Source organism: Thalassospira sp. HF15 (assembly GCF_011806525.1).
Lineage (GTDB): Bacteria > Pseudomonadota > Alphaproteobacteria > Rhodospirillales > Thalassospiraceae > Thalassospira.
Map to the genome: position 1 here is coordinate 268,377 of NZ_JAAVKI010000001.1, position 14,795 is coordinate 283,171.

Annotated in this window: 13 protein-coding genes; 7 read left to right on the forward strand and 6 right to left on the reverse strand. The window is 54.7% G+C overall.

All coding sequences use genetic code 11. The features are described from left to right. Positions 1-75: 75 nt before the first annotated feature. Positions 76-1,563 (reverse strand): aldehyde dehydrogenase family protein, encoded by a 1,488-nt coding sequence (locus HED22_RS01265; RefSeq protein WP_167718067.1) that lies wholly within the window; start codon positions 1,561-1,563, stop codon positions 76-78. A 255-nt stretch (positions 1,564-1,818) separates the two neighbouring features. Between HED22_RS01265 and HED22_RS01270 the strand changes: the two genes are divergently transcribed. Then, positions 1,819-2,991 (forward strand): type III PLP-dependent enzyme, encoded by a 1,173-nt coding sequence (locus tag HED22_RS01270; RefSeq protein ID WP_167718069.1) that lies wholly within the window; start codon positions 1,819-1,821, stop codon positions 2,989-2,991. A gap of 159 nt (positions 2,992-3,150) precedes the next feature. Then, a complete protein-coding gene (locus HED22_RS01275) occupies positions 3,151-4,668 on the forward strand; it encodes a malonyl-CoA synthase (RefSeq protein WP_167718071.1) in 1,518 nt (505 codons plus the stop codon). 117 nt (positions 4,669-4,785) lie between these two features. Here the strand turns inward: HED22_RS01275 and HED22_RS01280 are convergent, their stop codons facing one another. Next, positions 4,786-4,944, reverse strand: coding sequence for a DUF1127 domain-containing protein (locus tag HED22_RS01280; protein WP_167718073.1), 159 nt, complete (start codon positions 4,942-4,944; stop codon positions 4,786-4,788). A gap of 478 nt (positions 4,945-5,422) precedes the next feature. Here HED22_RS01280 and HED22_RS01285 point away from each other — a divergent pair, with 478 nt between their 5' ends. Next, entirely contained in the window at positions 5,423-6,394 is a 972-nt protein-coding gene (locus tag HED22_RS01285) for an HAD-IIA family hydrolase (RefSeq protein ID WP_167718075.1), read from the forward strand. 78 nt (positions 6,395-6,472) lie between these two features. Here HED22_RS01285 and hemB read toward each other — a convergent pair whose 3' ends face one another. The 4 genes from hemB to HED22_RS01305 all read right to left on the reverse strand — a co-directional run bounded on the left by hemB (position 6,473) and on the right by HED22_RS01305 (position 10,949). After that, the gene (gene hemB / locus HED22_RS01290) at positions 6,473-7,480 is read right to left on the reverse strand and encodes a porphobilinogen synthase (protein ID WP_167718077.1); all 1,008 of its coding nucleotides are present in this window, start codon (positions 7,478-7,480) and stop codon (positions 6,473-6,475) included. A 56-nt stretch (positions 7,481-7,536) separates the two neighbouring features. Further along, entirely contained in the window at positions 7,537-8,730 is a 1,194-nt protein-coding gene (locus tag HED22_RS01295) for an MFS transporter (RefSeq protein WP_167718079.1), read from the reverse strand. Positions 8,731-8,763: 33 nt separating this feature from the next. Beyond that, on the reverse strand, positions 8,764-9,525 hold the full coding sequence (locus HED22_RS01300; RefSeq protein ID WP_167718081.1) for a DeoR/GlpR family DNA-binding transcription regulator: 762 nt from the start codon (positions 9,523-9,525) through the stop codon (positions 8,764-8,766). Between the two features lie 131 nt (positions 9,526-9,656). Continuing rightward, the gene (locus HED22_RS01305) at positions 9,657-10,949 is read right to left on the reverse strand and encodes a PLP-dependent transferase (protein ID WP_167718989.1); all 1,293 of its coding nucleotides are present in this window, start codon (positions 10,947-10,949) and stop codon (positions 9,657-9,659) included. A 220-nt stretch (positions 10,950-11,169) separates the two neighbouring features. Here HED22_RS01305 and HED22_RS01310 point away from each other — a divergent pair, with 220 nt between their 5' ends. The 4 genes from HED22_RS01310 (at position 11,170) to HED22_RS01325 (ending at position 14,719) form a co-directional block, all read left to right on the forward strand. Next, on the forward strand, positions 11,170-12,309 hold the full coding sequence (locus HED22_RS01310; RefSeq protein ID WP_167718083.1) for an isobutyryl-CoA dehydrogenase: 1,140 nt from the start codon (positions 11,170-11,172) through the stop codon (positions 12,307-12,309). Between the two features lie 3 nt (positions 12,310-12,312). Then, positions 12,313-13,404 carry an enoyl-CoA hydratase/isomerase family protein gene (locus tag HED22_RS01315; protein ID WP_167718086.1) on the forward strand — a complete coding sequence of 364 codons (1,092 nt, stop codon included), beginning with the start codon at positions 12,313-12,315 and terminating at the stop codon, positions 13,402-13,404. A gap of 83 nt (positions 13,405-13,487) precedes the next feature. Next, positions 13,488-14,378, forward strand: a complete 891-nt coding sequence (gene mmsB, locus HED22_RS01320; RefSeq protein ID WP_167718088.1) for a 3-hydroxyisobutyrate dehydrogenase — start codon at positions 13,488-13,490, stop codon at positions 14,376-14,378. 149 nt (positions 14,379-14,527) lie between these two features. Next, positions 14,528-14,719, forward strand: a complete 192-nt coding sequence (locus tag HED22_RS01325; protein WP_167718090.1) for a hypothetical protein — start codon at positions 14,528-14,530, stop codon at positions 14,717-14,719. The last annotated feature ends 76 nt before the right edge of the window (positions 14,720-14,795 follow it).

The window sequence follows — 14,795 nt, forward strand, 5'->3', positions numbered from 1 at the left end:
CGGAAAAAGAAAAACCGGGTTGCGTGCCTTGCAACCCGGTTCCTTGATGTCCGTCTTGTTTAGCGGCTTGGCCTGTTATTCCATGTTCAGAATAACGGTCTTCTTGTAGGTGAAGTGTTCCAGCATGCTTTCAAGCGATGCTTCCTTGCCAAGACCGGAAAGCTTGATGCCGCCATAGGACAGGTTCGGCTGAACGACCAGGTTCTGGTTGACCTGAACAAAGCCGGCTTCAAGGCGCTTGGTCGCGACCAGTGCGGTTTTAAGGTCGGTTGTCCAGACGGTTGCGGCCAGACCAAAGTCACTGTCATTGGCAAGTTCAAGGGCCTCTTCAAACGTTTTGAACTTAAACACACAGGCGACAGGGCCAAAGATTTCTTCACGGGCGATACGCGCGTTCGGATCGACATTGGTGAAGATCACCGGGCGAACAAACAGGCCGTCTGACAAGCCGCTGTCGGTTGGCAGGGCGCTGAGTTCGTTCTTGGTTGCACCTTCTTTTTCACCGATTTCGATATAGCCGCAGACCTTGTCGAACTGTTTGCGGTTGATGATCGTGCCGATGTCGGTTTCTTCATCAAGCGGGTCACCCATTTTGAGGCTGTTGACCTTATCAATCAGGCGTTTGACGAATTCGTCATGCAGGCTTTCATGCACCAACATCCGTGACGCCGCCGTGCAACTCTGTCCCTGACGGGTGAAGCGCATGCCGCCAATGGCACCGGCAATCGCCTTATCAAGGTCGGCATCATCCATGACGATCATTGGGGATTTGCCGCCAAGCTCCAGGGTCACCGGAATGAGTTTTTCGGCAGCGGCGCGATATACCGTGCGGCCGGTCTCAACCGATCCGGTGAAGGAAACCTTTTTGACATCCTTGTGTTCGACCAGTGGGCCACCGCATGACGGGCCAAAGCCAGAAATGATGTTAAAGACGCCAGCCGGGAGGACTTCCTGCATGATCTGACACACGCGTAGAACGGCAAGCGGGGTGTCTTCGGCGGATTTGACGACAACAGCGTTACCGGCAACCAGAGCCGGGGCGACCTTGATCGCCATCAGCATCATCGGCACGTTCCACGGAATGATTGCACCGACAACACCAACGGCCTCGCGGGTGGTCAGGGTCATCATGTTCGGGTTGAACGGGACCGTTTCGCCCTTGAGCTCGGATGCCAGACCACCAAAGAAGACGAACATATCGGCCAGAACCGATGCTTCGACCCGGCTTTCGGTGCGAAGGGCCTTGCCCGATTCCAGGGCGACCAGACGACCGAGTTCTTCGGAATGGGACATCAGAATACGACCGCATTCGGCCAGCAGCTTGCCGCGTTCACGGGCTGGGCGTTCTGCCCAGTCTTTTTGCGCAGCCTTGGCAGCGGCGACCGCAGTCGCGACATCGTCGGCGTCACCGTCGGCAGCCTGACCGATGACCTTGCCCGTTGCAGGGTTGAGTACATCAAAGGTTTTGCCGTTTTTCGGGGCGACAAGTTTTCCGTTGATCAGATGATAGCCGGACAGTTCCTTGGCCAGAATGGTCGGATCAAGGATCGGATCGATGGGCATTTCAGGCTCCCTGTGGGTTGACGTGCGTATGCGGCAAAACGCGTGGGGCGCACGATATTGGTTATTTGGTATTGGTTTACCAAATTATCGACAGGGCGATGCAATATCAAGCGCAATTAGTACCCTAATCGGTGTCGCGCACATCCAAGTCGCATGACAGGGAGCAAAAGGGCTGTTAACCTTGGCAGGTTAAAAGGCCAGCCCGGCGGCGGTACGTGTCTGGGCGCCTGATATTCGTAAACGATGGAGTATATTGTGCCACGTCATTTCGATACGACGTTCGATGTTGTTAAGGAACTCAAACCTTCCTATCCGGTGTATTGCCTCAGACCCAATATTCTTCGAGAAACAGCGCAGCGCTTTGTCGAAATGTTCCCGGGAGACGTCCTTTATGCGGTGAAATGCAATCCGCATCCGGAGGTCATGCGATATCTTCACGAAGGCGGTGTGCGTCACTTTGATACCGCTTCGCCCGAGGAAATCTCTATCGTGCGTCGCCAATTCCCGGGGATGAAGGCCTACTTCATGCATCCGGTCAAAAGCCGTGATGCAATCCGCAATGCTTATCGGGTGTTCGGGATTGACCATTATGTGATCGATACCGTCGAAGAGCTTGAGAAAATCCGCGAAGAAACCGAAGGCGACACGAACCTGGTCATCCATGTTCGTCTTGCGACCCCGCCAGCCGGGGCGACCTATAACCTGTCAGCCAAGTTTGGTGCGCGTCCGATGGTGGCGGCCGAGCTTCTGAAAAAGGTTGATGAGTATGGCTACCATGCCGGGCTTTGTTTCCATGTCGGTTCGCAATGCACGACACCGACCGGTTACCGGATTGCAGTCGAACTTATCCGACAGGTCGTTGATTTTTCGGGTGTGAAGGTCAAGCATATCGACGTTGGCGGCGGGTTCCCCGGCCAGTACATGAACCAGCGCGGTGCCAGCCTTGAAGAATTCATGGACGAGATCAAGGATTGCATCCGCTGGCTTGATATGCCCGATACCACCTATATGTGTGAACCGGGCAGGGCGCTGGTATCGAGTGGTATTTCCCTGATCACGCAGGTTCACCTGCGCAAGGAAGATACATTGTTCATCAATGACGGCGTTTATGGCAGCCTTTCGGAAACCGTGACCGGCCAGTTGCGCTATCCGGTGCGTCCGTTGCGCATTGAGGGTGATTTCGATCCGGAAGAAACCATGGACTTCACGATCTATGGCCCGACTTGTGACAATATGGATGTCTTGCCCGCAACCGTGACGCTGCCCGCGGATATCCGTGAAGGCGACTGGATCGAGTTCGGGCATATCGGGGCGTACAGCAATGCGCTGGCCACCCATTTCAATGGTTTCCATCCCGAGGTCCAGGTGACAGTGGGTGAAGCATTCCCCTATGTCGACGGTGAATTTCCTTCTGTCGCACTGGACTAAGGTCTTTCAGGCAAACACAGTCTGATCAAAGGACAAAATTGACCATTACGGTAAAAAGGTACTTGTTTACCTATAATGGTTGATTGCGCTATGCTGCCCGCACGAAAGACCGGCAGGGAAACCTGCCGGTCAAATCTAAATCTTCGGGGAAGCAGTAAAGTGACCAACAGCCTATTCATGCGCATCCGTGACCGGTTTCCGGCAGACCTGTCTGCGGTACTGATTGAGACGCCCGGTGGCAAAACCTATAGCTATGGCGATGCAGATAGCGCATCAGCCCGGATTGCGGGTCTGTTGACGTCGCTTGGGGCGAAAAAGGGTGATCGGGTTGCTGTTCAGGTCGATAAATCCCCCGAAGCACTGTTTCTTTATCTTGGTTGCATCCGTGCGGGGCTTGTTTATCTGCCGCTTAATACCGCGTATCAGGCGGGCGAGCTGGCTTATTTCATGGATAACGCGTCGCCGGTGATCTTCGTTTGCCAGCCCCATCGCGAGGATGAGGTCAAGGCAATTGCAAGCGAGCAAGGTGTGGCGCATGTTCTGACATTGGGCATGGAAGGCGAAGGTAGTCTGATAGACGGGGCCGCTTCGCAATCCGCCGACTTTGCACCGGTTGCCTGTGATGACGATGAATTGGCGGCCATTCTTTACACGTCAGGCACGACCGGTAAGCCCAAGGGCGCGATGATGACCCAGATGAACCTGTGGTCCAACGCATCAACGCTTGAGAAGCTTTGGGGGTTCAAGGGGGATGATACGCTGCTTCATGCCTTGCCGATCTTCCACACGCACGGGCTGTTTATTGCCTGTCATTGCGTGATGTTGTCGGGTTCGAAGATGTTCTTCCTGCCGAAGTTTGATCGTGATCAGGTGATGGCGCTTTTGCCGCGCAGTACTGTGATGATGGGGGTTCCGACCTTCTATGTTCGTTTGCTGTCAGGCGATGACTTCAATGCTGATGTGACGGCAAACATGCGGTTGTTCATCTCCGGCTCTGCGCCGCTTCTGCCAGAGACCTTTACCGCTTTCAAGGCGCGCACGGGCAAGGCGCTGCTGGAGCGGTACGGCATGACCGAAATGGGGATGGCAACGTCCAATCCGCTGAATGGCGAACGTATTGTTCATACCGTGGGGCCAGCACTGCCTGATGTTGATGTGCGTGTATGCGATGAGGACGGTAAAGTTCTGGGGACGGATGAGATCGGTGTTCTGGAAGCCCGCGGCCCGAACGTTTTTGCCGGTTACTGGGAAATGCCCGAAAAAACCGCCGAGGAATTCCGCGAAGACGGGTTCTTCATTACCGGCGATATCGCCAAGATTGATGCCAAGGGATATGTCCATATTGTCGGTCGGGCCAAGGATCTGGTGATTTCCGGCGGGTTCAATGTTTATCCGAAGGAAATTGAAACCCTGATCGACAAGATGGATGGTGTTGTTGAAAGTGCCGTGATCGGCGTGCAACACCCTGATTTTGGCGAGGCCGTTGTTGCCGTGATCGTGCCGGAAGCAAAAGGGGCACTAAGCGAAGAGGGTGTCATTGCCGATATCAAATCGCAACTGGCCAACTTCAAGGTGCCCAAGCGCGTTTTCTTTGTCGATGAGTTGCCGCGCAATGCGATGGGCAAGGTTCAGAAGAATGTCCTGCGCGAGGAACACAAGGCGCTTTTTGCCAACTGATACAGAGATGCATGGCAGGTTGCGCGGGCACAAGGTTGGCAAAGGTGACATGCGGACAAAGAAAAAACCCCGACAGAAGCTCTGTCGGGGTTTTTTCATGGACGCTACGGTCGTGGCTTAGCGACCGAAAGCAACACGGTGTGCTACATCGTCGATCATGTCGCGGTTCAGACCGATGTCTGCCAGTTCGCGCGGGTCGAGTTTCCGCAGCGCGCTCTGGGTCTGGTACTGAACGCGCAGAGCGCGAAGGAAAGCAAAGATTTTGGTTACGATCATTTCATCACCTATTTCAAACCGGCCGATTGTTCGGCGTCTATTTCAGTTAACCGGCATGTTCTCACCGAGATATTCCTTGTCGGAATAGTTAGCTGGTTTGACGTGTCGGTTTGCATGGGATGTATCGAATGATCAACTGCATGGTGGCGCATTCATCAGCCGATACGTCCTATTCATTTCGTGAGGGCAATCTACGGGTGAACACGCAGATAATCCAATGCGTTTTTTGCATGTCTGTGGCTTGAAAAGTGCAAAAATCGCTGGAATCATGCGTTAACGCTTCCGGAACGGACTTTGGGGATCGGTTTTGCATGTTTTTCGGTATGCGTTCAGCGCATGGGTATGGCTTGGTGTGGTGTTTTCTGGTTGAATACCTGTGTTTGCAGTGTTGCGAATAATTTTAGGTGTAATTCCGGCGCTAATCGGTTTGAATACGCCGGAATTTAGATGACGTGCTGTTCGTGTGGGAGAAACGACTATGAGTGCCAATCGGTTGCAGTTGGATTTTGCGCAGGCCATGGATGCCTATTTGCGCTATGCACCGCGTCTGCCACAGGTTCAGGCAGATGTCGTTCCGGTGGCAACCGATTATGTCGATAACCTTCTGGCAATTGCCGATCAGTTTGATCTGATCGTTTTTGATGCCTTTGGCGTGCTCAACAGCGGACAAAGCGCCATTCCTGGCGCGGTCAAGACCGTCGCTGCCCTCCAGGACATGGGCAAGAAGATTGCCGTTGTGACCAATGATGCCTCAAGCTCTGGCGAGGCCATTCTGGCGCGTCACCGCAAGCGTGGCTTTGATTTTGACAATAACAGCCTGATCAGCAGCCAGCAGTTTGTCGCACCCCTGATGGGCGAATACCCGGACATTACCCATTGGGGGGCAATGGCGCCAACCGACTGGCCGTTTGATATCCTGCCTGGTCGGGTAGATCCGCTTGGCAGTGATCGCGCACTATATGACGCAGTGGGTGGGTTCCTTCTGATTGATTCCGATAGCTGGACCGATACGCAGCAAAACCTTTTAGAGCAGAGCCTGAAAGATAATCCGCGTCCGATCCTTGTCGGTAACCCGGATATCTGTGCGCCGATGGGGGATTTCCTGTCTGTTGAATCCGGCTATTTTGCGCATCTTGCCGCCGATGCATCGGGGGTGATGCCGCAATGTGTGGGCAAGCCTTACCATCATGTGTTCGAGGAAGTTTTGAAGCGCCATCCCGGTATTGAGCGCAGTCGCGTGCTGATGGTTGGTGATACGGTGCATACCGATGTTCTTGGTGGCTTGGCATCCGGCATTAAAACCCTGCTGGTGCATCGCGGAGGGTTCCTTGACGGGCAGGATATAGAAGGCGCGTTTGCCCGATCCGGTTTGCGCCCGCATTTTTGTGCGCGTGCGATTGGTCACGGCATTGAAGAGGATACGGATAGGGTTGCTGCAAAGTCTGCATGACATCGCATGATGCGGTATCTGCCAACAAAAAAGGGCCTCGATTGAGGCCCTTTGGTGTTTTTGGGGGAGCCGGTCGGCTTAGCCTTCCAGTGCCTCGGCGACTTCGATCGCGCTGTAGGTCAGAACACCGGATGCGCCAGCACGTTTGAAACAGGACAGGGTTTCAATTGCGCAGCCGATATAATCAAGCCAGCCATTCTGACCGGCTGCACGCATCATCGCGTATTCGCCCGATACCTGATAGGCAAAGACCGGCACGCCGAATTCCTGTTTGACGCGATAGAGCACATCAAGATAGGGCAGGCCCGGTTTCACGATGACCGAGTCAGCACCTTCATCAAGGTCATAGGCGACTTCGCGCATGGCCTCATCACTGTTGGCCGGGTCAAGCTGGTAGGTTTTCTTGTCAGCCTTGCCAAGTGCGCTGGCCGAACCAATGGCATCGCGGAACGGGCCATAAAAAGCCGATGCGTATTTTGCCGAATAGGACATGATCTGAACATTCTTGAGGTTGGTTTCCTCAAGAACCTTACGGATCGCGCCAATACGGCCGTCCATCATGTCGGATGGCCCGACCACGTCACAGCCTGCCTGGGCCTGAACAAGCGCCTGGCGCACAAGGGCCTCGGTCGTTTCGTCATTGAGGATCTGGCCATCGACAACGATGCCGTCCTGTCCGTCGGCATTGAAGGGATCAAGGGCGACATCCGTGATCACACCAAGATTGGGGCACGCATCCTTGATCGCCTTGACTGCACGGCAAACGACGTTGTCTGGGTTATAGGCTTCGCGTGCGTCCTTGGTTTTCAGGCTGGCATCGATATAGGGGAAAAGGGCCAATGCCGGAATGCCAAGCTTTTGGGCATGTTTGGCCGTTTCGACCAGAATATCGATGGACTGGCGTTCAACACCGGGCATTGACGGGATCGGCGTACGTTCGTTTTTGCCGTCGATGACAAAGACCGGCAGAATCAGATCATGTGAGGTCAATCGGGTTTCCGCGACCATGCGACGCGACCAATCGGTCATGCGGTTGCGGCGCTGGCGGGTGCTGGGGAAGGTGCCATAGGCGAATTTATTGACCATGATCTGTTCTCTGTATTGTGAGGCTTGGCAATTTATGGGGCAGATTGCGCCTTTGATCAACCATTCGCCGCAATTTGCAAACGACTGCGCATGGTTAGCAGGTATACCGGGATGATCATGGCAAGGAATATCGCCGTTATGGCAAAGGCGGTTACCAGCCCCACGGCTTCGCCAATGGCACCGATTATTGGCGGCCCGGCCATGATGGCGGAATAACCGGTGGCAGCGATGATTGAGACAACTGCACCGCCACCCTTGCCAGTTGTCTGGGATGCAGCAGACAGCAACAGCGGCAAGATCACTGCAAGCCCCATCCCGGCAATGCCGCAGCCGATCCAGGCAATGACGATGTGCGGCGACAAGGTCAGTACGAGCGTACCAAGAGAGGCCAGAACCGAACTCGTCAGCAATACCGGTACGCGACCAAATCGGGTCACCAACGCATCACCGGACAATCGGGTTGCGGCCATGGCAAAGGAATAAACTGCAAAGCCGACGGCGGCCAATGTCGGGCCTGATGAAAGCTCGGAATTCATAAACACTGTGGCCCAGTCGGTCAGCACACCTTCACCGAATTGACCGATGAATGCACAAACCCCGAATGGCAACAGCATCAGGAACAGATTGCGATCCTTGGTCTTTGCAGTCGAGGCACCCGTGGCATCATTCGCATCAGACAGATGTTCCGATGCGGCGTGATCAGAAAGAAGTCCTGCTTGGGCGACGATATGCGCGACAAGGAAAAGCGCAAGCACAACAGGCAGATGGAAAGCATTATCAAGGGGCAGGGCAAACCAGGCCGCGGCGACGCCTGCGCCGACAAAGCCACCCAGACTCCAGAAACCGTGCAACCCCGACATGATGCTGCGGCCTTTGACCCGTTCGACCTGCAGGCCGTTGGCGTTCATGGCGACATCAAGGAAGGCGCCGGAAAAGCCCAACGCAAACATCGCAATTGAAATGCTGAGATGATCGGGCATGAAGGCGGGCAGACCAACCGCGATGAAATAAAACAACCCCGAATAGCGGACCACACGCTCGCTGCCAAAACGGTCTGCCAAGCGTCCGGCGATTGGCATTACCGCAAGCACGCCGATGGCAGCGGCCAGCAAGATACCGCCAAGCTCATCATGCCCAAGGTCCAAGCGTTCCTGCACCAGCGGGATGTGGGGCACCCAGCTTGAAAATGCTGCGCCATGCAAGAAGAAGATGGCGCGCACCCGGTTATGGGCGGTGGCGTAGGCTTGCATTTACGTGTTTCTCCACAAATCGACGAAAAAGTATCAGGCCTGCATAACGTTCAGACCGCGCCGGGTGTAATTGGCGAGATAGCCGTTAGAAAGTTTCCGGCCGGTGACCAGATGGGAAATCGCGTCAATGTCGCAGACCCGATACGGCAGGCTGGTTTCAAGTTTATCGGCGGTGGTGACGGCAATGACTTCTGCCGATTGGGCGATCATTGCGGCCTTGGTTGCGCGTTCTTCGGTGCTGCTGGTGGAAAGACCGGCTTCGGGGTGAAGGGCGCAGGTACCCAGCAGGGCGATATCGGCGTTGAATTTCCGCAACTCATCAATGGTTGTCGGGCCGCAAACCACCATGTCCTGTTTTCGCAACGTCCCGCCCAGCATGATGACTTCGGCATTCGGGTGGTTGGCAAGTTCGACCGCGATCATTGGGTTGACCGTGATCACGGTGCCGCGAAAGGAAGGTTTCAGATTGCGCGCGACTTCGCAGATGGTGGTGCCGCTGTCAAAAAATGCCACACAATCGTCGGGGATCAGCTCGCGTGCGGCCTTTTGCGCAATCGCGGTTCGTTCGGGTTGCAGTTCCTGTGCGCGCTCAGCATAGCTTTCAGATGCCATGTTGGGCAGAACAGCACCACCATGAATGCGGCGCAAATACCCGTTTTCTTCCATCTGGCGCAGATCACGCCGGATCGTATCAAGGGATGCATGAAAGAGGGCGGCTAGGTCATGTATATGAACGGTGCCCTGGCTGCGCAGCAGTTTCTGGATTTCGTCCTGACGGCTTGAAACGCTCGACATCGGGTTGCCTGTTTTGCATGTTATGCCTGTATTGCCGATATTGGTTATCCCGACCGTGCAAAACCGTCAACAAAAAACCGGCCAGACGAAGGTCTGACCGGTTCTTAGAGGTAAGGTTATGTGCGGCTTGATCAGGCTTTATCAAGCGCCTGGGTCAAATCAGCCAGAATATCGTCGATATGTTCGATGCCGATCGACAGGCGGACATAGCCATCGGTCACGCCTGATGACAGGCGGTCTTCCTCGGAAAGCTGGCTGTGAGTCGTCGTGGCCGGATGAATGGCAAGCGAGCGGGTATCACCGATATTGGCGACGTGATAAAGCAGTTCCAGCGAGTTGATGAATTTCTCGCCGGCATCTTTGCCGCCTGCCAGTTCAAAGCCCATCAGAGAGCCAAGACCGCCTTTAAGGTATTTGTCCGCGCGACGGCGGGCTTCGCCGTCCTGTTTGCTCGGATGAATGACCTTGGTAACTTTCGGGTGCGCTTCAAGGAAATCGGCAACCTTGATCGCGTTTTCACAATGGCGTTCCATACGCAGCGGCAAGGTTTCCATGCCCTGGATGGTCTGGAAGGAATTGAATGGCGATGCCGCAGCACCAACATCACGCAGAAGCGTGCAGCGCAGTTTGATTGCGTATGCCACCGGGCCAATCGGTTTGACGGCCTCGGTCCAGACCGCACCGTGATAGCTGGGGTCTGGTTCGTTCAGAAGCGGGAAGCGTTTTGCGTGTTTTTCCCAGTCGAATTTGCCCGAATCAACAACGATCCCGCCGACTGATGTGCCGTGACCGGCAATGAATTTGGTGGTCGAATACATAACAATGCTTGCGCCATGTTCGATCGGTTTGCAGATCACGGGGGCCGCGGTGTTATCAACAATCAACGGAATGCCAAGATCATCGCCGATATCGGCAACTTCACGGATCGGGAAGACCTGCAGTTTCGGGTTGGGAAGGGTTTCGGCATAAAAAGCACGCGTCTTGTCATCGGCAAGGCGACGGAAGTTTTCCGGATCGGATGGATCGGCAAAACGAACTTCGATGCCCATCTGTTTGAAGGTATTGGCAAACAGGTTCCAGGTGCCGCCATAAAGGTCGGTGGAACTGACAATGTTGTCGCCAGCCTGCGCGATGTTGAGAACCGCAAAGGTTGATGCCGCCTGACCTGATGCCAGCGCGACAGCCGCAGCACCGCCATCAAGGGCCGCGACGCGCTGTTCAAGCACATCATTGGTCGGGTTCATCAGGCGGGTATAGATGTTGCCCAGTTCCTTAAGCGCAAAAAGATCTGCGGCATGCTGGGTATCGCGGAACTGATAGCTGGTCGTTTGATACAGCGGCACGGCGACAGAACCGGTTGTCGGTTCCGCCCGATAACCGGCGTGAAGGACAATGGTTTCCGGCTTGGTCGAAGACATGATGATTGTTTCCCTGAATTATCGTTGATCCTGAGGCGAGGAGGGTATGCCCTGCAACCCGGTATTCGCAAGGAACATTTGGCAAAATGGATCACATCCATGCGCATGAAGGTGTTGCCATGCGCAATTATGATAATTCGGTACGATTATACCGAATGAATTGACAAGCAGCCGATTTCACGTTTACGTAAAGGGAAAATACAAAAGCAAAAGAGGCGGCGATCCAATGGAATTCAACCTGTCTGAAGATCAGCAGGCATTTGCCGAGGCTGCGCGTGATTTCGCGCAGAACGAAATGGCGCCATATGCTGGCGACTGGGATGCAAATCACATCTTCCCCGAAGAAACCCTGCGCAAGGCAGCCGAACTTGGTTTTGCCGCGATCTATACCGGCGAGGAACATGGCGGAACGGGCCTTGGCCGGCTTGATGCGGCGGTCATTTTCGAAGAACTTGCTGCGGCCTGCCCATCAACAGCGGCCTATATTTCGATCCATAATATGGCCTGCTGGATGATCGACACATTTGGCAATGACGCGCAACGCGCGAAATATCTGCCGAAACTGGTCACCATGGAACATTTCGCCAGTTACTGCCTGACCGAACCGGGGGCCGGGTCGGATGCGGGGTCGCTCCGCACCCGTGCTGAACGAGATGGTGACCATTACATCCTTAATGGCGAGAAGGCGTTTATTTCCGGCGGATCACGCAGCGATATCTATGTTGTTATGGCGCGCACCGGCGATGACAGCCCGAAAGGCATTTCTACTTTCATCGTGCCCAAGGATGCCGAGGGACTCTCTTTTGGCAAGCTTGAAGAAAAAATGGGTTGGAACAGTCAGCCAACCGCCGCCGTTATCTTTAGTAACTGTAAGGTGCCGGTCGAAAACCGTTTGGGCGAAGAGGGCGAAGGTTTCAAATTCGCCATGAAGGGCCTTGATGGCGGGCGGTTGAATATTGCGGCTTGCTCAATCGGAGGTGCACGTGCGGCGATGGAACACGCACGCGACCACATGAAGGTGCGCAAGCAGTTTGGCAAAAGCCTTGATCAGTTTCAGGCGTTGCAATTCAAATTCGCCGATATGGTGACCGAACTCGAAGCGGCGCGTCTGATGCTTCATAAAGGGGCATGGAAGCTTGACCACAAGACCGACGATGCCACACAGTTCTGTGCCATGGCCAAGCGGTTTGCGACCGATACCGGCTTTAATGTTTGTAACGAGGCGCTGCAGCTTCATGGCGGCTATGGTTATATTCGTGAATATCCCATCGAGCGTTTGTTGCGCGACCTGCGCGTGCATCAGATCCTTGAGGGTACCAACGAAATCATGCGCCTGATCATCGCGCGCGCTGCCCTGAAAGATTAGGTTATGAGTACTGTTTCAAACTCGTCGGAAAATACTGCTGAGGCACCGGTTCTGTTTTCACAGGATGGTCCGGTTGGCCGCATTCTGTTGAACCGTCCCAGGGCGCTCAACGCGCTTGATCTGGTGATGGTTGATATGATGATGGCGCAACTGAAATCCTGGGAACAGGATGAAACGGTCAAGGTTGTCGTCATTGAGGGGGCTGGAGAAAAGGCATTCTGTGCAGGGGGCGACATTCGTGGCCTTTATGATGCCCGGCAGGTTGATGACGAAGAGGTGCTCGATGCCTTTTATCGTCGGGAATACCACCTGAACCACTATATCGCGACGTATCCAAAGCCCTACATCGCGTTGATGGACGGGATCACCATGGGGGGTGGTGTCGGGGTTTCGATCCATGGTCGGTTCCGTGTCGTCACCGAGCGCACCCTTTTTGCTATGCCAGAGACAGGCATTGGCTTTTTCCCGGATGTTGGCGGTGGATACTTCCTGCCGCGTTGTCCGGGCAGGATCGGGATGTATCTTGGCCTTACGGGGGCGCGGATCAAGGCGGCAGACTGCCTTTATGCCGGGCTTGCGACCCATGGTGCGCAAAGTACGGAACTTGATGGCATCAAGGATGCTCTTGCAAGTGCCGCATGGGACGGGGATGGCTTCGCCATTGCCGAGGATATTCTGAAAAATCATGAAACGCCATTCGGGGTGGCACCACTTTCAGAAGTTCGCCACGAGGTTGATCACTGCTTTGCCGGTGACAGTGTCGTGGCAATCTTTGAAGCCCTGCAAAATGCCGCCAGCGCGTTCGGCACAGAGACCCTTGAGGCATTGAGCGGAAAATCACCAACTGCCCTGTGTGTCAGTTTCGAGCAAATCCGTCAGGGTGGCGACATGTCGTTGGCGGAGGTCCTGAAGATGGAGTACCGCCTGTCGCAGCGCATGGTTTGCAAGCCGGATCTTTTTGAAGGTGTGCGGGCAGTGATTATCGACAAGGACCATGCGCCGAAATGGCAGCATGGCGATATTGGTCAGGTCGACCCGCGCGAGGTGGCGGAATATTTCGAAATGCTGCCCGAGGACAAAGAACTTAATCTTTAGAGCGGCTTGGGCGGGGGAAGACCCTGCCAGATAAACATAAATCAGAACAAAACACCCTGGTCGGGTGTCAGAGGAGACTTCAAATGGCGAGTATCGGTTTTATTGGTCTGGGGAATATGGGCGGCCCGATGGCGGCGAACCTGGTTAAGGCAGGCCACGCGGTAAAGGTTTTCGATCTTTCGGCTGATGCAGTGGCGAAGGCTGTTGATGCCGGCGCCACAAAGGCCGCGTCCGTTGGTGAGGCAGCAAGTGACGTAGCGTTTGTTGTTACCGTTCTGCCTGCGGGCAAGCATGTGCTGGCCGTCTATGACGGGCCGGACGGTGTGATTGCGCATGCCAAACCGGGCACTGTCCTGATCGACAGTTCGACAATTGATGTGGACTCGGCCCGCAACGCATCTGAATTGGCCAAGGCTGCGGGACTTGGCGTTGTCGATGCCCCGATTTCGGGCGGAACTGCCGGTGCTGCTGCAGGTACCCTGACATTTATGGTCGGGGGATCTGATGCCGATTTTGCCAGTGCAGAGCCCATCCTGGCTGGCATGGGAAGCAACATTATTCATGCCGGTGACAGTGGTGCAGGCCAGGCGGCCAAGATTTGCAACAACATGGTACTGGGTGTCAGCATGATTGCGGTGTCCGAAGCGTTCATGCTGGCAAAGCGTCTTGGGCTTGATGCGCAGAAACTGTTTGAGGTTTCATCGAAGGCATCGGGTCAGTGCTGGGCGCTGACAAGCTATTGCCCGGTCCCCGGGCCGGTTCCTGCATCACCAGCCAATCGCGATTACCAGCCGGGTTTTGCGGTGGATATGATGCTCAAGGATTTGAAACTTGCTCAGCAGGCATCGGCGTCGGCCGGGGCAACTACCCCGATGGGCGCCTTGGCCGAAAGTCTTTATGCGCTTTATTCCAATGGCGGGAATGGCGGCATGGATTTCTCGGCCATTGTCAAAATGCTTGATGGCGAGAAATAAAACGTCTCTGTGAAGACAAAATAGACGTCAGGATACAGGCGGGCCTCATTGTGCGGCCCGCTTTTCTTGTATGTGGTGTTGTTTATGTTGCGTTGTTTGAAAATGGCGGCACAATAGCCAAAACCATATTTGAGAACACCAGTTGCCCGATGAGCAAACGTTATAATACATCCAACGAAATTTACTTTGAGCTGCGCCAAGTGGGAACTTATCTGCGCTGCACGGCAATTGACGGGAAAACCGGTGTGGAAGTAACGGTGGCCGGACCGGTTAGCAGAAACCCGGAACAGCTAAAGCGGGTCGCAGCAAAAAAGCTTGAATACGTTCTCAGCAAGCGCTGAGCGCAAACTGATAAGACAAAGTTGCATCCGACGCGTCTAGTCGTTGCCCGGTTCCGGTTTTAATTTGCAATGAAAC